Origin of the sequence: Vibrio hannami (assembly GCF_029589055.1) — a bacterium.
Lineage (GTDB): Bacteria > Pseudomonadota > Gammaproteobacteria > Enterobacterales > Vibrionaceae > Vibrio > Vibrio hannami.
This window is the reverse complement of the sequence record NZ_JARQZP010000007.1, coordinates 1,116,831-1,136,376: the sequence shown is the minus strand read 5'-3', so window position 1 is coordinate 1,136,376 and position 19,546 is coordinate 1,116,831. Positions and strand designations below refer to the sequence as shown.

Below are 19,546 nucleotides of genomic sequence, written 5' to 3'. Positions count from 1 at the left end.
CATGCCTGACAAGAAACTAGGTGGAGCAGGATTACGTGGACAAAGTGCCGGGACAACATCGCTGTGTACCGTAGGTCAAACTGGTACGGGGCTTACATATCGTGGCTATGACATCACTGACCTGGCTAACAATGCTCAATTCGAAGAAGTGGCGTTCTTGTTATTACAGGGTCACCTACCAAATCAAAAAGAGCTGGATGATTATAAGACTCGTCTTGTCGGGCTCCGTGGATTACCAACAGAACTAAAATCGGCATTGGAACTGATTCCTAAAGAGGCGCATCCAATGGACGTAATGAGAACGGGTTGTTCTGTATTAGGAAACTTAGAGCAGGAAATGGCGTTCTCTGAGCAGCAGGCGGCGACAGAAAGAATGCTGGCGACGTTCCCAGCGATTATCTGTTACTGGTATCGCTATAGTCATGATGGCGTAAGAATCGATACCGAAGATCAGTCTGAAGACACCATCGGTGGTTACTTCCTGAAACTGCTTACCGACAAAGCACCAACAGAACTACACAAACAGGTAATGCATTGTTCACTGATTCTGTACGCAGAGCATGAATTTAACGCCTCTACGTTTGCGGCGCGTGTTTGTGCTTCTACTTTGTCTGATATCCATTCTTGTATCACTGCGGCTATTGGCACACTTCGAGGTCCACTGCACGGTGGTGCAAATGAAGCAGCGATGGCGATGATTGAGAACTGGACATCACCTGAAGAAGCCGAAGAGAAAACCATGGCGATGCTGGAAGCCAAAGAGAAAATCATGGGCTTTGGTCATGCTGTATATCGAGAATCAGATCCACGTAACGCACTTATTAAGCGCTGGTCAAAAGAGCTTTCCGAAGCAACGGGTGACACGCACCTCTATGCAGTATCTGAACGTGTTGAATCCGTGATGAAACGAGAAAAAGACCTGTTCTGCAACGCAGATTTCTTCCATGCATCTGCTTATCACTTTATGGATATTCCAACCAAGCTGTTTACACCTATCTTTGTGATGAGCCGTCTAACAGGCTGGGCAGCGCACGTTTATGAGCAGCGCGCCAATAATCGAATCATTCGCCCAAGTGCAGATTATGATGGCCCAGATCATCAGGATTGGTTGCCTATCGAACAGCGCTCTTAAGCATTAATTGGCTGGCAGTCAAAAGGCTGCTGGTCGAAAATCATGGATGGAAGCTATGAATACCCAGTTTAGAAAAAAACTGCCCAGTAGTGACGTTGACTTTTACGACACCAGAGAGGCGGTAAATACTATTTCTCACGGCGCTTATGAAAAGTTGCCTTATACCTCACGAGTGCTTGCTGAGCAACTGGTTCGCCGATGCGAGCCGGAAACGTTAACTGATAGCCTGAAACAGTTAATCGAACGTAAGCGTGATTTGGACTTCCCCTGGTATCCTGCGCGTGTTGTTTGTCACGATATCCTGGGTCAAACCGCATTAGTTGATTTAGCTGGCCTTAGAGATGCCATTGCAGAGCAGGGTGGTGATCCTTCAAAAGTAAATCCGGTTGTTGAAACCCAACTGATCGTGGATCACTCACTTGCCGTCGAACATGGTGGCTTTGAACCAGGTGCGTTTGAGAAGAACCGAGCAATAGAAGACCGCCGTAATGAAGACAGATTCCATTTTATCGAGTGGTGTAAAACGGCATTTGAAAATGTCAGCGTAATTCCTGCTGGTAACGGCATTATGCACCAGATTAACCTGGAAAAGATGTCGCCGGTTATTCAGCTTAAAGATGGCGTGGCTTACCCCGACACCTGTGTCGGTACAGATAGTCATACTCCTCATGTAGATGCTTTGGGTGTTATCGCGATTGGTGTAGGTGGCCTTGAAGCAGAAACCGTGATGCTTGGCAGGCCTTCAATGATGCGCCTGCCGGATATTGTTGGCGTAAAGCTTATCGGCAAGAGACAGCCGGGAATTACTGCCACCGATATCGTTTTGGCGATTACCGAATTTCTGCGTAACGAGCGTGTTGTTTCTAGCTATCTTGAGTTCTTTGGTGAAGGTTCAAAAGATCTGACTATCGGAGACAGAGCGACCATCTCTAATATGACTCCGGAATACGGTGCTTCTGCGGGAATGTTCTATATAGATGAACAGACCATTAATTACCTTAAATTAACCGGCCGAGATGAAAAACAAGTTGAACTGGTAGAGCAATACGCCAAACACACGGGATTATGGGCAGACGACCTCGAAACCGCTCAATATGAACGTGTTTTGGAGTTCGACCTTTCCAGTGTTGAACGTAATATGGCTGGTCCTTCAAATCCGCATAGAAGACTACCAACCGCTCAACTTTCTGAAAAAGGTATCGCGGGAGAATGGCAGGAACAAGAAGGCTTACTCCCAGATGGAGCAGTTATTATCGCTGCCATTACATCCTGTACCAACACCAGTAACCCACGAAATGTCGTAGCAGCAGGGCTGTTAGCGAAAAAAGCTAATGAGCTTGGCCTAGTTCGTAAACCGTGGGTAAAAACGTCGTTCGCACCAGGTTCTAAAGTTGCCAAACTTTATCTAGAAGAAGCAGGTTTACTGCCTGAGCTTGAAGCATTGGGTTTCGGCATTGTGGCTTATGCCTGTACAACCTGTAACGGTATGAGCGGTGCTTTGGATCCAAAAATTCAGAACGAGATCATCGAAAGGGATCTTTATTCAACCGCGGTACTATCTGGCAACCGAAACTTTGATGGCCGCATTCATCCTTACGCGAAGCAAGCATTTCTGGCATCTCCGCCGTTAGTGGTTGCTTATGCTTTAGCGGGAACTATTCGTTTTGATATCGAACGAGACGCTATCGGTAAGGATCAAAACGGTAATCCTGTCTATCTGAATGACTTATGGCCTTCTGATGAAGAAATTGATGCAGTGGTAAATCAACATGTGAAGCCAGAGCAGTTCAATCAGGTCTATATTCAGATGTTTAAGCTGGATGATGATGTAGGAAAAAGCGACCCACTGTATGACTGGCGTCCACAAAGCACTTATATACGTAGACCTCCGTATTGGGAAGGTGCACTGGCAGGAGAGAGAACCCTTTCTTCTATGAGGTCACTTGCCATTCTTCCGGACAATATCACTACCGATCATTTGTCACCTTCGAATGCGATTCTGGCAAGCAGTGCTGCCGGTGAGTATTTGGCGAAAATGGGTTTACCGGAAGAGGACTTCAACTCTTATGCGACACACCGTGGTGACCACTTAACTGCGCAGCGAGCGACTTTCGCCAATCCAAAACTATTTAATGAAATGGTCAAAGAAGATGGTGAAGTGGTTCAGGGTTCACTGGCTCGTATAGAACCGGAAGGCAAAGTAACTCGTATGTGGGAGGCCATCGAGACCTATATGAACCGCAAGCAACCTTTGATTATTGTTGCTGGTGCGGATTATGGACAGGGGTCTTCTCGTGACTGGGCAGCCAAAGGGGTTCGTTTAGCAGGCGTTGAGGCGATTGCAGCGGAAGGTTTCGAGCGAATACACAGAACAAACCTTGTGGGTATGGGTGTGCTTCCACTTCAGTTTAAAGATGGTGTTAACCGTAAGACGTTGGAACTTGATGGTACTGAAACCTACGATGTAGTCGGTGACATTGAGCCAGGTATAGACCTGGCACTTGTTATCACCAGAGCGAACGGTGAAAAACTGGATGTTGCGGTGACATGCCGTCTTGATACTGCAGATGAAGTCTCTGTTTATAAAGCGGGCGGTGTACTGCAGCGCTTCGCTCAGGATTTTTTAGCGGGTTAAGGGAGTGAATATGAGTACATATCAAACCAAGATTCACTCTCAAATCCGGGTTCCAGCTACCTATATGCGCGGCGGCACAAGTAAAGGTGTCTTCTTTAATCTCGAAGACTTACCTGCACAGGCCCAGAAGCCAGGTGAAGCAAGAGATAAGCTGTTTTTGCGTATTATCGGCAGCCCAGATCCTTACGCGAAACAGATTGATGGCATGGGTGGTGCTACGTCCAGCACTAGTAAAACGGTCATTGTTTCAAAAAGCACGCAACCGGATCATGATGTGGATTACCTGTTTGGTCAGGTATCCATCGATAAGCCTTTTATGGACTGGAGTGGTAACTGCGGAAACCTATCTGCAGCGGTTGGCCCTTTTTCTGTTCAAAGCGGGTTAATTCCGCCAGAACGAATCCCGGAGAATGGCACTGTAGTAGTAAAAGTTTGGCAGGCCAATATCAATAAATCGATTCATATCCATGTACCGATTAAAAACGGATGCGTACAGGAAACCGGTGACTTTGAGCTTGATGGGGTTACTTTCCCAGCTGAGGAAATTCAGGTCGATTTTCTTGATCCGGCAGATAGCGATAGCTCAATGTTTCCTACCGGAAATTTGATAGATGATCTTGATGTACCGGGTGTTGGTTCAATGCAGGCAACCATGATTAATGCGGGTATCCCGACCATATTTATCGATGCTGCTTCAGTTGGCTATGTTGGTACAGAGCTTCAGGATGATATCAATAACGATTCTAAGGCGCTTGAGATGTTTGAAACCATCCGTGCTTATGGTGCACTTAGAATGGGCTTAATCTCAGATGTCAGTGAAGCGGAAACTCGCCAGCATACGCCTAAGGTGGCGTTTGTCGGGAAGGCAACGGGTTATGAATCATCAAGTGGAAAACAAGTTAACAGTGACGATATCGACGTGCTGGTAAGAGCGATGTCCATGGGCAAGTTGCACCACGCAATGATGGGCACAGCTGCTGTAGCGATTGCTTCTGCGGCTTGTGTCCCCGGAACATTGGTAAACCTTGCTGCTGGTGGCGGAGAAAAAGAGTCTGTTACTTTTGGTCATCCTTCAGGGACGCTAAAAGTCGGCGCTAAAGCGGCAGAAACTAAAAGTGGCTGGGTTGTCGAGAAAGCGATCGTGAGTCGCAGCGCCCGGGTAATTATGGAAGGTTGGGCGCGTGTCCCAAGAGAAACTATCTAAGTTCAATAGATCCTAGGACATACTGGAGGAAGCAATATGTCTGCCTACGAAAAAGAGTATCAATTTTCAATAGAGCAACCAGAGCAGTTTTGGAAACAACAAGCAGAGCAACTTTCCTGGTATACATTCCCGGAGACCATTCTGCAAAAAGATGAACAGGGAATAGATCGCTGGTTTGTCGATGGTGAAATGAATACCTGCTATATGGCGTTGGATTATCATGTAGAACAGGGGCGTGGCGACAGTATCGCGATGATCTATGACTCACCGGTAACATTAACTAAGCGCAAATATACTTACCTTCAGCTGCGTGATCAGACTGCGAAAGTCGCTGGCATGTTAGCTGAACAGGGCGTTGAGAAAGGTGACCGGGTTGTTATCTATATGCCGATGATCCCTGAAGCCGCCATTGCGATGTTAGCTTGTGCAAGGCTCGGTGCGATTCATTCGGTGGTATTTGGCGGTTTTGCGCCGAACGAACTTGCTGTGCGAATAGAAGATGCAGAGCCGAAGGTGATAATGACGGCATCCTGTGGCATCGAAATCAACAAGGTAATCCCTTACAAGCCATTGGTCGATAAAGCGATCATGGACAGCCGTTGGAAACCTGAAAAAGTTATTCTGTTTCAACGCAAAGAAGGTGAAGTAGAACTCAATCACGAGCGAGATATTGACTGGAAACAAGCGATAGAAACCGCTTCGCCTCATGACTGTGTTCCGGTTAATGCGACTGACCCTCTCTATATCCTTTACACATCGGGTACTACAGGCAAGCCTAAAGGAGTTGTTCGTGACAACGGTGGTCATGCAGTTGCAATGAAATACAGCATGAAAACAGTATATAACATCGAGCAGGATGGTGTGTTCTGGGCAGCATCGGATGTAGGCTGGGTCGTAGGCCACTCCTATATTGTTTATGCGCCACTAATTCACGGCTGTACAACTATTCTGTATGAAGGCAAACCAGTACGTACCCCTGATCCGGGTGCTTTCTGGCGCGTGTGTGACGAGTACAAAGTAAATGCGTTGTTTTCAGCACCAACAGCATTTAGGGCAGTAAAAAAAGAAGATCCAAACGGTGAATATTTACTTAAGTACGATATTTCATCTGTAGAAACCATCTTTATGGCAGGAGAGCGACTTGATCCGCCAACGCTGGAGTGGGTAGAGCAACAGACATCAAAACCCGTCATTGATCACTGGTGGCAAACCGAGACAGGTTGGGCGATATCCGGTAATCCCACCGGGCTTGAAATGATGCCTGTTAAGGCGGGTTCTGCAACCAAGCCTATTCCCGGATTTCAGGTTGAAATTCTCGATGAACTGGGCGAACCAGCGCAAGCGAATCAACAGGGCTTTGTATCCATTAAGCTACCACTGCCACCTAGCTGTTTGCCAACAGTATGGCGTAACCATGACAGATTTGAGAGTGGTTACCTGAGTCAATTCGAAGGCTACTATGTCTCTGGTGACGGTGGTTATCTGGATGACGATGGCTATCTGTTTATTATGGGCCGCATCGACGATGTTATTAACGTCGCAGGGCACCGACTATCAACAGGCGAAATGGAAGAAATTGTTGGTGGACACCCGGCAGTCGCGGAGTGTGCAGTTGTTGGTGTTCACGATGAGCTTAAAGGTCAGCTACCGCTCGGGTTTGTTGTTCTGAAAGACGGTGTGAAGGTTGACGACCTAGAACTGGAAGGTGAGCTTGTCGGCAAGGTTAGAGCAGAGATAGGCGCAGTTGCCTGTTTTAAGCATGCACTTGTTGTCGACAGATTACCGAAAACGCGTTCAGGTAAAATTTTGCGTAAAACCATCAGGCAGATTGCTGACGGCGAGCAATATACCGTTCCTTCAACCATTGATGATCCATCAAGTTTGAATGAAATAGAAAAAGTACTTCATCAATAGTAACCCCTAGCCTTGCTTGCTAAAATGAAACAGGCGCTAATGTTATAATTAGCGCCTGTTCTTTTTCTGTGTATACTCTAACTAACATCCTGTAATTATGGGCTTTATCGTGAACAAACCGACTATTCGTCCAGCCAGAATAACCGATCTTGAAGAACTTAATCATCAGATGTATCTGTTACATCAATATCATCATGAAATGGAACCAGAGCATTTCAAAACTCCTGAAGAAGTTCAGCTTGAAAAAAACATCTCTAGCTATCTCGATGAACCTGAGTGTCTGATATTTGTCGCGGAAATAGATAACAAAATCGTTGGTTTTATAACCGGTCATTTTTGCGAACTTGTTTCGGTGATTAGCAAATCGGTGCAAATGGGAAGTATTGATGAACTGTATGTTTCTCCTGAATATCGTAATAGAGGCGTTGCACAGCGCTTATTTAGTCGTATGGAAAATATGTTTGAAGACTACGGTGTGAAGCAAGTGTTTGTAGAAGTATGGGATTTTAATCAGGCTGCTGTTCATTTTTATAAGAAAATGAAGTTCAAAAGCCATATCCTTTACTTGAGGAAACCTCTCAATTAGTGAACAGAACGGAGTTGAGTAAACGCATTTTTGCTATAATATTTACCTCATCAATAAGTGGTAGTGTCAGGTTTAACCGAGGCGAGAGTGCAAAAAAGGTACAGTAAGACTAAAGAACATTACATTAATCGGTTAAAACTGAGCGTTGTTATTGTCGCCCAGTTTTTTTTCTCGCCTACCAGCCAGGCTACACATCTGGATAAAATTACCCTCGATGTACAACTGACGGCCGAAGAACAACAATATCTAGAGCTGAAATCGGTGATCACTCATTGCAGTGATCCTGATTGGATGCCGTTTTCTAAAAATGTTAATGATCAGCTGATAGGCATTACCAGCGACTACGTTTCCCTTTTTTCTCGCACGTTGGAGATTCCCTTTGAATATGTGCCTTCAAATTCCTGGAAAGCTACCCTTGAAAAAGCGAAGAGTAGAGAGTGCGATCTGGTTGATGCACTGGTAAATAAACCAGACAGGCAGGCGTATCTTGATTTTACTCGGGGTTATCTGCCTACTTCACTTGGGTTGGCGACTTTGTCTGGCGCCCCATCAATTGATAATTTGAAAGCCCTTGATGGCAAAACCGTTGCGGTTGTGAGTGGTTATGCATCTACAGCATATCTAAGGGATAACTATCCTAACCTGGTTTTAAAAGAGGTTGTTAATCTTGATGAGGGATTAAGGCTTGTTGCTTCGGGCCAAACTTATGGTGTTGCGGGAACACAGGCGGTACTTGGCTATAAGATACAAAATCACTATTTCAACAAAATGAAGTTGAATGGAACTTTTCTTGATGACTGGAAGCAGGCTGTTGGTACACGGAAGGACGAGCCAATTCTTAAACGGATCATGGATAAACTGGTAAGTGCTATTCCAAATAGCATGCATCAGCATATCTTTGAACAGTGGCTATCTGAGTCTGTTTTTAACCGTGATCCAAACGATCTAACTCTGAGTGAAATGGAGTTTCTTACCAATCATCCCGTTATTCGTTTTCAAATAAGGCCCAATGGAGCGCCATTTGAGTTTTCTGACAATGGTGTGGCAAAGGGGCTGGCCGTTGACTATCTAACAAACGTGGCTAATAAACTCGGATTCAAAGCAGAATATGTCGTTACCGACATGAACCCTCTCAAGGCTATTGCTGAATTAGATAAAGATGACCGGGCGTTTGATTCGATAGCGATAATGGTTAAGTCTGAAGAACGAAGCAGGCAGATGGTATTTGGTGATGTTTATCTTTCCTACCCGATGGTAATCATTACCAACAAAAATGCTTTATTCGTAAACTCGTTATCTGAACTAAAATCCAAAACAGTTGTTTTGGAGAAGGGGTATCTAACGAATATATGGATAGCTAGCGATTATCCTGATATCAAGGTGATTAACGCTGTAAACTCGTTGGAAGCCATTAAAATGGTAAACGAAGGAAGGGCAGACGCTTATGTTGGTAATCTTGCAATTGCCAACTACCTGATGGCGAGTGGCGAGATGCCGAATATAAAGGTCGCAGCACCAACAGAATATGGCAATGTCCACTTCAGCTTCGTGGCACCAAATCATATGCCTGAACTCACTTCGATTCTATCCAAAGGTTACCGCTCCATATCACCATCCGATCATATGGTGATAAGAGAGAAGTGGTTTACCCTTCAAACAATCGAAACCAGGGACTATACATTATTGGCAGTGGTACTGACCGCTGCGACTTTACTCTTGTTGGTCAGTGCCCGATGGAACTCGCGAGTTAAGCGAGAAAAACTTCATACCGAAGAAGCGTTAGAGCAGCTTAAGCAGGCCCAGAAAGAACTACAGAACAAAAATGAAGAGCTGCGGTTCCTATCTGATACTGATTCATTAACTAGTCTTAACAATCGAGCAAAAATTGAGTCTATCCTTGAACGTGAGTTGCAGTTTATGGATCGTTACGATGACCAACAATTAAGTATCATAATGATTGATATCGACAAATTTAAGCTGGTTAACGATACCTATGGGCACCAGACGGGTGATGTTGTGCTAAAAGAATCATCAGCTTTATTTTCTACGCATATCCGCGAAGTGGACTTTATAGGACGTTGGGGCGGTGAAGAGTTTATGATTGTTTGTCCTCACACAGATAAAGCTGGTGCTATTAAATTAGCTGAAAACCTGCGCAAACTGCTGTCATCACACTTGATGGAGGGTATACGTGATATTACGGCGAGTTTTGGCGTAACAACCTATCTACCAGACGATAGCGCTGAAAGCTTAATCGGAAGAGCAGATAAAGCGCTTTATATGTCTAAAGACAACGGAAGAAATAAGGTGACCTATCTATAAGTTCTATAAGAGGGCTAGAGTGCTGCCACCTCAAAAGTAGCAGCTCTCGATAGACTTGAATTAAGCCGTTGCTTCTAGTTCCAGAACATATTGTTCTAGTACTGCGGCGACACCTGATTCATCGTTTGATAGGGTAATATGGTCGGCAATCGATTTTGTATCTTCAGTTGCATTACCCATGGCGACACCAAGACCTGCATAATTGATCATATGATGATCGTTTTCCGCATCCCCCATACATATTACTTCTTCAGGGTTGATATTTAATAGCTGAGCAACAGAGGCAACACCAACACCCTTGTTACTGTCCTTATTGAGAAACTCAAGGAAAATATCGGCACTACGAACAATAGTGTATTCATCGTAAAGCTCTGAAGGCAGCTTGCTGATAGCCTCTGTAAGGGCATCTCCATCATCGACGATCATCGCTTTAATGATTTGCTCATCGTCACTCAGGTCAGCAAAATCAAACTCGACAATATCTAGGCCGTTAATAATCGCTTCGTGTTCCGTATAAGGGTTATTTTTTGGCGTGATTAAGCCTCTTTCCGGACTAAACGCATGAATGTGAGACCCCATTTCAATGGCGATTAGTGCCAGCTTCTTAGCATCTTTACCTGACAGAATTTGAGTACGAACTGTCTTTCCATCCGATACTCGCTTAACAAGAGAGCCGTTGTAGCAAATTACGTAGTCATTATCTGAAGTAAGACCTAGTTCCTCCAGGTAGCGCGTCATCCCTTCAAGTGGCCGGCCAGAAGCCAGTAATACTTTTACGCCTGCATCTTTTGCATTCATAATTGCTTTTTGTTTCTTTCGGTGACGACTTTGTCGGAATTTAACAGTGTGCCGTCCATATCCAGCGCAACAAGCTTATACATAACTTACCTATAAAATGAACAATCAAAAAATTGCGCCAAGCATAAGCAAAAAGGGTAGCAAATGGTAGTTAAAGTTAGTTGACGTTGCATTTAGCATCTATTAAGGTCGGCGCAAAGTTATTTCAGTTATACAGGTGTCCAGGTGAAAAAAGCGGTTGTTGTGTTCAGTGGGGGACAAGACTCTACCACTTGTCTGGTTCAGGCAATGAAAGAGTATGATGAAGTCCACGCGATAACATTTGATTATGGTCAGAGACATAAAGCAGAGATAGAAGTTGCGCAAAAGCTAACAAATGATCTTGGGATAAAGCACCATAAAGTGATGGATGTTGGCTTGCTAAATGAACTGGCAATCAGCTCGCTTACCCGTGACGATATCGCCGTTTCTCACGAGTTACAAGAAAACGGGTTACCGAACTCTTTTGTACCGGGTAGAAATATTCTGTTCCTTACTTTAGCGGGTATATACGCCTATCAGGTTGGGGCATCAGCCGTTATTACCGGCGTGTGTGAGACGGATTTCTCTGGTTACCCAGATTGCCGTAATGATTTCATAAAAGCCATGAACAGTGCACTGGTACAGGGAATGGACAGAGAATTAGAGATCATAACTCCGTTAATGTGGCTTAACAAAGCCGAAACGTGGGCTTTGGCGGATCAATACCAGGCGCTCGATCTTGTTCGCAACCAGACATTAACCTGTTACAACGGTTTAATTGGCGATGGTTGTGGCGATTGCCCTTCATGTCTATTGCGTAAGGCCGGGCTGGAAGAGTACCTAAACAATAAAGAGAGTGTTATGTCGTCGCTGGTGGAAAAACAGCAGGACGCATAAAGAATAGGTGCATAAAGAATAGGTGCATAAAGAATAGGTGCATAAAGGTATAAATAATAATGGGTGAGCCACAAACTCACCCACATATACTGGACTATATACCAGTTACAGATACATTTTAGCGAGTTCAGAAGGCTCTACTTCTTTTCCTTCCAGTTCGCTATTCCAGTTTGTGCCAACCAGAACGCCGTCTTCTGCCAGAGTGATTAACCAATCTTCAACGAAGATATCCAGAGGAATTTCAAGAACCTCAAACTCAGACCACTCTTCTACATTGTGAACCAAAGCATCTTCTTTTGAAGACCAGAAAGGCATAACTTCGCTGTTTTCGAATTCAGCAGAGTCACAAGCCAGCCATCCTTCCTCTTCGTTTCTTAGGCCCCAGACTAGATTGTTTTCTTTTGTCTCTTTAACAAATAGTTCCAGGTTAGCCTGAATATCACTGGTAAGTTTAGTCATTGTTTTATTCTCATTAGGAAAGGTGGCGCAATCATACCACCTGGAGGTAGAGAAACGCACACAATTCTCGATTGACCCGATAAAAACTGTCAGTAAAATGCGCATCTGATTTTTGTTATCAATCCTGAAGCTAAATATGAGAATTCACGCCGTTCACAAATTAATCGAACACCGTAGAAATATCGCTACCAAGCCATTTAAGGCAAGGGGCGCAAAGGTTGAGCGGTGCGTTCATTGTTGTATCGCAAAGCAGTTTTGTATATGTGAATACCAGCCTGATATAGACACCGAGTTAGCGGTATTACTGCTGATGTCAGACAATGAGGTACTGAAACCGAGTAATACAGGCAGACTGATTGCTGACACTGTTAAACAGACCTTTTGCTATCAATGGTCCAGAACCGAACCAGAAGCGGAGTTGCTTGAACTACTTAGCAACTCCGAGTTCCAGCCGATAATCGTTTTTCCTGAAGAGTATGTGGAAAATCGAAGCCGGGTAATTGAGGGGCTGATTCGTTTAGAGTACAAGGAAAAACGCCGCTACTTATTTTTTTGGATGGGAGCTGGCGTGAAGCTCGGAGAATGTTCCGAAAATCTCCTTACTTAGATAAGTTACCTATTTTGTCGATAAGACCCGAGAAAGTGTCGGAATATGTGATGCGTAATTCTCACAACGACAACCATCTATCGACAGCGGAAGTGGCCAGCCTGGTTATGGAACAATTGGGTGAGCAAAAAGCAGCCAGGGTGCTTTCATCCTGGTTTGAGACCTTTCGCGAAAGCTATATGCTTAGTAAGACCCGTATACGTCAGGATCTAACAAGACCGGCTTTGCAAGCGTATATAGAATCAGCAAAATAACAGTAAGAGTGGTTATTACTCGCTCAACAAGTTGTTACAGAAGAATTTATTTGCCTTTCGTCACGGACGACAGGCGTCGAGATATGGATAATGCACAAAGTTTTATTTGTGTTCCGCATTTGGAACGCTTTTTTCTAGGAGAGAATAACTATGTACTATGGCTTTGATGTCGGTGGCACCAAGATTGAATTTGGTGCTTTTAATGAGAAACTTGAACGCGTAGCAACAGAGCGCGTACCGACACCAGTTGATGACTATCAGGTACTTGTTGAAACACTAGCTGGTCTGGTAGAAAAATATGATGCCGAGCTTGGTGTAGCTGGCAAGATTGGTATCGGCCTTCCAGGTATGGAAGACGCGGATGATGGCACGGTGCTGACAGTAAACGTTCCTGCTGCAAAGGGAAAGCCTCTGCGTAAGGATCTTGAAGCACGTATCGGACGTGAAGTTAAAGTGGAAAACGATGCAAACTGTTTTGCACTTTCAGAAGCGTGGGATGAGGATCTTCAGGGCGAACCGTCTGTAGCAGGTCTTATTCTTGGCACTGGTTTTGGCGGTGGTTTTGTTTTTGATGGCAAAGTATTTTCCGGCCGTAACAACGTAGCAGGAGAGGTTGGTCATATGCGCCTTCCTCTGGATGCATGGTTCCATCTCGGCGAGAACGCACCAATTTTTGAATGTGGTTGTGACAAGAAAGGCTGTCTGGATAACTATCTGTCTGGCCGTGGTTTCGAACAGCTATATACTCACTACTATGGCGAAAAGAAAAAAGCGATAGATATCATCAAGGCTCAGGCTGAAGGCGAAGAAAAAGCGGTTGAACATGTAGAACGCTTTATGGAATTGCTGGCTATCTGCTTTGCTAACCTGTTCACTGCTTTCGACCCGCACGTGGTTGCGTTGGGCGGTGGTCTGTCTAATTACGACCTGATTTATGAAGAGATGCCAAAACGCATTCCAAAGTACCTGCTTTCTGTTGCTAAGTGCCCTAAAATCATCAAGGCAAAACATGGCGACTCAGGCGGTGTTCGGGGCGCAGCGTTCCTGAATATCAAATAACCTGAACATGAATAAATAAAAAACGGGCAACGCTAGGTTGCCCGTTTTTCTTCTTATCCGTTTTCTCTACTACTTCTTACCGACGCCTCGGTTTTCTTTTTGGGCTAAAGTTATTTTCCCGAATCCCAGCTTCTTAAAGTAAGAGTCTCTATAATCCCTTACCGCTTTTGTATCCGAAACAGCTTCAACTTGTTGTTCCATTTTCAAATATTCAGTTAAGTCTATACCTTCAGCTTCGGCGACCGCTTCGTGAATAGTGCGATACTTTTCATAGGAAAATGTCAGTGTTTTTTCTTGTTTTTTATATACATAAATAATGGTGCGTGCCATATCAATATTACTCTGTTTCTGGGGTATAGCTTTTTACAAAATTAACAACGAATCCACAAATCGCTTCTATGTCGTTGATATCTAGTGTTGGTAATTGCGTCTTTTCTACAGGTTTACAATCTGCAGCGATGGCGATGATATCTATGTCATCGGTGTATAGCCAGGGTTTACCGACTTCTTCTCGATGAAGTTCGATTTTGGGAACGACAAATTTTTGCACCCCTCAACCAGAATAAGGTCAAGTTTGGAATGATCGAACATATTCAGAAGATACTCAAAGCTAGCTTCTTCCTCTGGTGTTTCTGTCATCAACACATGCCGATTGCCAGAAGCAAGTAACATCTGATCTGCCCCCGCTTTGCGAAGGCGATAGCTGTCTTTGCCTGGTTGATCAACGTCGAAGTCGTGATGAGCATGCTTTAGGACAGCGACACGAATGCCGTGATTGCGAATCAGTGGGAGTAATGCTTCCAATAAAGTCGTTTTTCCTGTGCCACTGAAAGCAGCAAAACCAAGAAGAGGTAGGTTAGGGCGATTATTCATATTTGTTTCCGAGCTTAGTGACATCTTCTGGAGAGTTTAAGTTAGCGAATGCGTGTGGAATATCGCTGAAATCAATATAAACCGTGTTACAGTTATCGAAAAACAACATAATTTTTCGGTCTCCATTCTCCAGATATTGAGTAAGTTTAGCTAAAGTTCTTTTATTCCAAACACTAAACACAGGTTGTACCTTGCTCCCGACGATCGCGACGTATATATCGACGTCAGGGGAGAGTTCATGTGTCAGCCTAGCAACCAGATCGTTTGGTAGATTGGGAGAATCACAGGGTGCGAAACCAGTCCAGATCGTTTCGGAGTGTTTTAAAGCAACTTCTATTCCCGCTAAAGGCCCCTGGAATCCTTTACGTTCGTCGCGAATGACTGGTGAGTATTTTTGATAATCATCGATATTCCTATTTGCACTGATGGTTATAGAATGAACCTGATGCTTTAAAGCGTTGTACACATACTCTATGAGTGGCTTATCGTTAAATGAAACAAGGCCTTTGTCAGACCCACCCATTCTTTTGGCCTCACCACCTGCGAGTATTGTCCAGCTCAGTTGATTTTTGTTTTTCAATCTTTCATCCATACAACAATAGTGATTCCAATAGGTTACCTAAATGCGCTGATTTAAACAGCTAAAATATACAACACCACACATAATAAAGTTCTAGAGAGTCATAAAAGATTTTGATATGGTATCGAGTTCATAGTGATATTTGTGCAACAAAATGCGCATTGAGAATAAAAATTACAACCTATTATGTGTAACGCGTCGAATTTTAGTCCTTTCTCTAGCAAAATAACAGTGGAACCACGTTATCAAGGGCTATCTGTACTGATAGTTGATAGTGATGTCACGATTGGCCAGGATCTTAGTAAATTATTCACAACGATTTCGTTTCAGGTTACAGCAATAACAAGCTTATACGATATTGTTACAGGTGACTTTGAGCACTACGACATTATTTTGCTGGATGCTAAGTCTATCGGGAATGAACGAGAGAGTTGGGAAAAGTTCAAGCTAAGTAATGATAAACGGTCCGGATGCCTAATCTTCTTAGCAGACCAGAATTCTATCGAGACAGTTAGATCTGATTTAGCAATAGGCTCTTGTGACTTACTTCTTAAGCCATTTACTCACGAGCAGATTGCGCAATCCGTAAAATACTGTGCGGATAGAATTATAAGCAAGCGCACTACTATTGCTCACCAAAGAGATCTTAAACGTTATCATGTCGACCAGATAGTCGGCGATTCTGATACAACAAAGCGATTACTTCAAACCATCAAACAGCTTGCTCCATCTAGAGCTACAGTATTAATTGCAGGTGAATCGGGGACGGGTAAAGAGCTTGTGGCTAGAGGGTTGCATCATCAAAGCAATCGTTCAGGGCCTTTTATACCGGTAAACTGCAGTACTTCAGAAAAACAGCTTAACCAGGAGTTTTTTGGGAAGCAGAATAACGTTTTTCAGCTAGCACAGGGGGGGACTCTGTTTCTTGATCAGGTAAGCGAGCTGCCTATGAGTATTCAGGGGGCACTACTAAGAATCATTGATGAAGGCTGTTCGCGATCTGGTGAAGAAAGCCGTTGTAGCCCGCTGGATATCCGAATTATTGCTGCAACAAACAAAGATCTAACCTCAGAGGTCAGTAACCTTCGTTTCAGAGGCGATCTTTACTACCGCCTGAGTGTCCTTTTTATTGACTTGCTGCCGCTTAGAGAGAGAAAAGCCGATCTCGCTCCACTTGTGGAATACTTTACAGAGCAACTACTGAAAGAGCAGGCAAATAACGCGTCTTTACTCTGGGAAGAAGAAGATATCGAAGCAATGTATCACTATCACTGGCCAGGTAACGTCAGGGAATTAAGAAACATAATAGAGAGGTGCATTTTAATAGGAAAACCTCCCGCGCAGTATTGGCGTGATTTGGGCTTTGATGTATCGAAAAGCAAAGAACAGTACTATGCCTATGTTGCTAAAAATAGTGATGATACAAGTACGTTTCCCGAGTTTAGCCAGAAACCAACTCAAGGTTATCCACTCGAGTGGACACTCAAGGAAGTAGAGAAGGCGCACATCCTACAGGTTGTAGACCTACACGATGGAAATAAATCGGCCGCTGCCAAACAATTGGGTGTTGCCCGCAAAACCCTTGAAAGAAAGTTCAAAATGTGGGACGAAGAATAAACGAAATAACACCCCGCTCCATTATCGAGCACCCTTAATGCACCATTATGGATCATCGACGATCTATTATGGTGCCCCGCATACTACTAGCCTTCGATATTTTCAAGTTCATCTCATTCCTCCTTATATGCAATATTCATAACTATCAGTGAGTTACATGCGAACTTTAGTGTGCTCTATATTTTCTGAATTATTGGTTCGGTAATTGCTTAGTGCTGCTTATCCTAACGAAATTAACCATTTTGGTTAGAAATAATAAATGCGCACAAAAATTGTGCGAGTACATGGAGTAGTAATTAGAATGAGTAATGAAATTGAACAGGTTCATGGTGCGGTGCAGACGTTAACGCAAAGCTCTGACACACTGTTTCTTTTGCTTGGTGCCATCATGATATTTTTGATGCACGCGGGATTTGCATTTTTGGAAGTAGGTACGGTTCGCAAGAAAAACCAGGTTAATGCTCTAGTTAAAATACTGGCTGACTTTGGGGTTTCAGCAATAGCGTATTTCTTTATCGGGTATTGGGTCGCGTATGATGCAACGTTTTTCTCCAGTGCCGAGACATTATCGGCTGGAAACGGATACGAACTGGTTAAGTTCTTTTTCCTTCTGACTTTTGCCGCAGCAATTCCGGCGATAGTTTCTGGTGGTATTGCGGAGCGGGCGCGCTTCTACCCAATTCTATTAGCAACTTTCTTTACCGTTGGTCTGGTTTACCCATTCTTTGAAGGCATCATCTGGAATGGTAACTTCGGCCTTCAGGATTGGTTTGAGTCTTCCTTTGGTGTTGGTTTCCACGATTTCGCCGGTTCTGTTGTTGTACACGGCGTAGGTGGTTGGATTGCACTGGTAGCGGTCATCTTCCTTGGAATGCGTAAAGGCCGTATTCGTGCGGGCAAACACACTAACTTTGCACCATCAAACATACCTTTCCTTGCGCTTGGTGCCTGGATCCTTTGTGTTGGCTGGTTTGGTTTCAACGTAATGTCTGCTCAGACTCTTAATGGCATCAGTGGTTTGGTTGCGATGAACTCATTGATGGCAATGGTTGGCGGTATCCTTGCTGCATTAGTCGCAGGCAAAAATGACCCAGGCTTTATTCACAATGGTCCGTTAGCTGGTTTGGTTGCGGTGTGTGCCGGTTCTGACCTTATGCACCCGCTTGGTGCGCTTATAACGGGTGGTGTTGCTGGTGTCTTGTTTGTTTGGCTATTTACCTTTATGCAGAACAAAACCAAGATTGACGATGTGTTGGGTGTTTGGCCACTTCACGGTGTTTGTGGCGCATGGGGTGGTATTGCTGCAGGTATCTTTGGTCAGTCTGCACTGGGTGGACTTGGCGGCGTGAGTTTAATGGTTCAGATCCTTGGTACGTTAGCAGGTATTATTGTCGCCGTTGCTGGCGCTGCAATTGTTTACGGCATTCTGAATGCAGTCACAGGTCTTCGATTGTCTGAAGAAGATGAGTTCAATGGTGCGGACCTGGCTATTCATAAGATTAGCTCTGTAAATGAAGAGTAAGCACAAAGTATAGAATAATGAACAAAAACGGCGTTATCGCCGTTTTTTTACGACTATTGTCTAAAACCTTATCGCTATTAGTGATATTTCCTAAATGTTAAACTTTAATTAACGGAAGTAGTAACGTAAGTACTGGCGAAAAGGATTTAGTATGATGACATTCCCATATCGAAATATTGTGATTCTTACTGGCGCAGGGATTTCTGCGGAGTCGGGGATAAAGACATTCAGAGCTCAGGATGGACTGTGGGAGAACCACAAGATTGAAGATGTTGCAACGCCAGAAGGTTTTCATGCTAACCCAGATTTGGTGCAAGATTTTTATAACCAGAGAAGACGCAAACTTCAAAGCGATCAGATCACTCCGAATCCGGCACATTTAGCGTTAGGCCGACTTGAAGCCGAACTTGATGGCTCCGTCACTGTCATTACTCAAAATATCGATAACCTTCACGAAAAGGGCGGTACTAACAACATTATTCATATGCATGGAGAATTGTTAAAAGCTCGCTGTTCGGAAAGCGGCCAAGTTGTTGAGCACAAAGAGGACATTCTTACCGGTGAGCTATGTCACTGTTGCCAGATACCCTCGCAAATGCGCCCACATATCGTCTGGTTTGGGGAAATGCCGCTAAGAATGGGGGATATTTACCATGCTCTTGAAAAAGCGGATCTGTTTATTTCTATAGGCACTTCTGGCGTAGTTTATCCAGCGGCTGGGTTTGTTCATGATGCACGTATGCACGGGGCTCACACCATAGAAATCAATCTCGAACCTAGTGCAGTAGAGTCTGAGTTTGAAGAGAAGCGCTACGGAAAAGCGAGTATTGAAGTGCCAAGGTTGGTAGAAGAACTGCTTTCTCATACAGAAGCTAAACGCGCTTAACTTTAAATAGAATCCCCAAAAAAGAAAAGCGGCTATGATGACAAACCCAAATATCGTCATTCCACTAGCCGTGCGCCCACGAAGGCGGGAATCTAAATAAATCAATATATTAGTTCCCTGCCTTCGCAGGGATGACGGATTTTGTCAATAAGCTCAAGCGGCTAAAAAAGCCGCTTTTCT

14 protein-coding genes and 3 pseudogenes are annotated in these 19,546 nt (G+C 44.2%); 12 read left to right on the top strand and 5 right to left on the bottom strand.

What is annotated here, in order from left to right:
- Position 1 precedes the first annotated feature (1 nt).
- From prpC to P7F88_RS19600, 6 genes are all read left to right on the top strand, one after another.
- The gene (prpC, locus tag P7F88_RS19625) at positions 2–1,132 is read left to right on the top strand and encodes a bifunctional 2-methylcitrate synthase/citrate synthase (protein WP_277827515.1); all 1,131 of its coding nucleotides are present in this window, start codon (positions 2–4) and stop codon (positions 1,130–1,132) included.
- Positions 1,133–1,187: 55 nt separating this feature from the next.
- Positions 1,188–3,767, top strand: a complete 2,580-nt coding sequence (gene acnD / locus P7F88_RS19620; protein ID WP_277827513.1) for a Fe/S-dependent 2-methylisocitrate dehydratase AcnD — start codon at positions 1,188–1,190, stop codon at positions 3,765–3,767.
- A gap of 10 nt (positions 3,768–3,777) precedes the next feature.
- Positions 3,778–4,971 (top strand): 2-methylaconitate cis-trans isomerase PrpF, encoded by a 1,194-nt coding sequence (prpF, locus tag P7F88_RS19615; protein WP_277827511.1) that lies wholly within the window; start codon positions 3,778–3,780, stop codon positions 4,969–4,971.
- Positions 4,972–5,007: 36 nt separating this feature from the next.
- Positions 5,008–6,885 carry a propionyl-CoA synthetase gene (locus P7F88_RS19610; protein ID WP_277827509.1) on the top strand — a complete coding sequence of 626 codons (1,878 nt, stop codon included), beginning with the start codon at positions 5,008–5,010 and terminating at the stop codon, positions 6,883–6,885.
- 97 nt (positions 6,886–6,982) lie between these two features.
- Positions 6,983–7,471 carry a GNAT family N-acetyltransferase gene (locus tag P7F88_RS19605; RefSeq protein WP_277827507.1) on the top strand — a complete coding sequence of 163 codons (489 nt, stop codon included), beginning with the start codon at positions 6,983–6,985 and terminating at the stop codon, positions 7,469–7,471.
- A gap of 87 nt (positions 7,472–7,558) precedes the next feature.
- Complete coding sequence (locus P7F88_RS19600) at positions 7,559–9,793, top strand: diguanylate cyclase (protein WP_277827505.1); 2,235 nt, start codon at positions 7,559–7,561, stop codon at positions 9,791–9,793.
- Between the two features lie 60 nt (positions 9,794–9,853).
- Here P7F88_RS19600 and P7F88_RS19595 read toward each other — a convergent pair.
- Positions 9,854–10,602: pseudogene (locus P7F88_RS19595) on the bottom strand (Cof-type HAD-IIB family hydrolase); the annotation flags it as partial.
- A 214-nt stretch (positions 10,603–10,816) separates the two neighbouring features.
- On the opposite strand from P7F88_RS19595, the gene queC reads away from it, so the two are divergent.
- Positions 10,817–11,509: a 7-cyano-7-deazaguanine synthase QueC gene (gene queC, locus P7F88_RS19590; RefSeq protein WP_277827503.1), complete on the top strand. Its 693-nt coding sequence runs from the start codon at positions 10,817–10,819 to the stop codon at positions 11,507–11,509.
- Positions 11,510–11,614: 105 nt separating this feature from the next.
- Here queC and P7F88_RS19585 read toward each other — a convergent pair whose 3' ends face one another.
- The gene (locus tag P7F88_RS19585; protein ID WP_277827501.1) at positions 11,615–11,968 is read right to left on the bottom strand and encodes a DUF2750 domain-containing protein; all 354 of its coding nucleotides are present in this window, start codon (positions 11,966–11,968) and stop codon (positions 11,615–11,617) included.
- A 136-nt stretch (positions 11,969–12,104) separates the two neighbouring features.
- On the opposite strand from P7F88_RS19585, the pseudogene P7F88_RS19580 reads away from it, so the two are divergent.
- Positions 12,105–12,829, top strand: a pseudogene (locus tag P7F88_RS19580) (tRNA-uridine aminocarboxypropyltransferase).
- Between the two features lie 150 nt (positions 12,830–12,979).
- Positions 12,980–13,888 carry an N-acetylglucosamine kinase gene (nagK, locus tag P7F88_RS19575; protein ID WP_277827499.1) on the top strand — a complete coding sequence of 303 codons (909 nt, stop codon included), beginning with the start codon at positions 12,980–12,982 and terminating at the stop codon, positions 13,886–13,888.
- Positions 13,889–13,957: 69 nt separating this feature from the next.
- Here nagK and P7F88_RS19570 read toward each other — a convergent pair whose 3' ends face one another.
- The 3 genes and pseudogenes from P7F88_RS19570 to mobA form a co-directional block, all read right to left on the bottom strand.
- Positions 13,958–14,218: a DUF2960 family protein gene (locus P7F88_RS19570; protein ID WP_277827497.1), complete on the bottom strand. Its 261-nt coding sequence runs from the start codon at positions 14,216–14,218 to the stop codon at positions 13,958–13,960.
- Between the two features lie 25 nt (positions 14,219–14,243).
- A pseudogene (gene mobB / locus P7F88_RS19565) lies at positions 14,244–14,761 on the bottom strand (molybdopterin-guanine dinucleotide biosynthesis protein B); the annotation flags it as partial.
- Positions 14,754–15,341 carry a molybdenum cofactor guanylyltransferase MobA gene (gene mobA / locus P7F88_RS19560; RefSeq protein ID WP_277827495.1) on the bottom strand — a complete coding sequence of 196 codons (588 nt, stop codon included), beginning with the start codon at positions 15,339–15,341 and terminating at the stop codon, positions 14,754–14,756. The gene mobA and the pseudogene mobB, both read right to left, overlap by 8 nt.
- Before the next feature lie 231 nt (positions 15,342–15,572).
- Between mobA and P7F88_RS19555 the strand changes: the two genes are divergently transcribed.
- The 3 genes from P7F88_RS19555 to cobB all read left to right on the top strand — a co-directional run bounded on the left by P7F88_RS19555 (position 15,573) and on the right by cobB (position 19,366).
- A complete protein-coding gene (locus P7F88_RS19555; protein ID WP_277827493.1) occupies positions 15,573–16,958 on the top strand; it encodes a sigma-54-dependent transcriptional regulator in 1,386 nt (461 codons plus the stop codon).
- A gap of 301 nt (positions 16,959–17,259) precedes the next feature.
- Entirely contained in the window at positions 17,260–18,480 is a 1,221-nt protein-coding gene (locus P7F88_RS19550; protein WP_277827491.1) for an ammonium transporter, read from the top strand.
- Between the two features lie 154 nt (positions 18,481–18,634).
- Entirely contained in the window at positions 18,635–19,366 is a 732-nt protein-coding gene (cobB, locus tag P7F88_RS19545; protein ID WP_277829233.1) for a Sir2 family NAD+-dependent deacetylase, read from the top strand.
- The last annotated feature ends 180 nt before the right edge of the window (positions 19,367–19,546 follow it).

Coding starts and splice junctions, on each gene's coding strand:
- prpC (WP_277827515.1), top strand. CDS start 2: ATGCCTGACAAGAAACTAGGTGGAGCAGGATTACGTGGACAAAGTGCC.
- acnD (WP_277827513.1), top strand. CDS start 1,188: ATGAATACCCAGTTTAGAAAAAAACTGCCCAGTAGTGACGTTGACTTT.
- prpF (WP_277827511.1), top strand. CDS start 3,778: ATGAGTACATATCAAACCAAGATTCACTCTCAAATCCGGGTTCCAGCT.
- P7F88_RS19610 (WP_277827509.1), top strand. CDS start 5,008: ATGTCTGCCTACGAAAAAGAGTATCAATTTTCAATAGAGCAACCAGAG.
- P7F88_RS19605 (WP_277827507.1), top strand. CDS start 6,983: ATGGGCTTTATCGTGAACAAACCGACTATTCGTCCAGCCAGAATAACC.
- P7F88_RS19585 (WP_277827501.1), bottom strand. CDS start 11,968: ATGACTAAACTTACCAGTGATATTCAGGCTAACCTGGAACTATTTGTT.
- nagK (WP_277827499.1), top strand. CDS start 12,980: ATGTACTATGGCTTTGATGTCGGTGGCACCAAGATTGAATTTGGTGCT.
- P7F88_RS19570 (WP_277827497.1), bottom strand. CDS start 14,218: ATGGCACGCACCATTATTTATGTATATAAAAAACAAGAAAAAACACTG.
- P7F88_RS19550 (WP_277827491.1), top strand. CDS start 17,260: ATGAGTAATGAAATTGAACAGGTTCATGGTGCGGTGCAGACGTTAACG.
- cobB (WP_277829233.1), top strand. CDS start 18,635: ATGACATTCCCATATCGAAATATTGTGATTCTTACTGGCGCAGGGATT.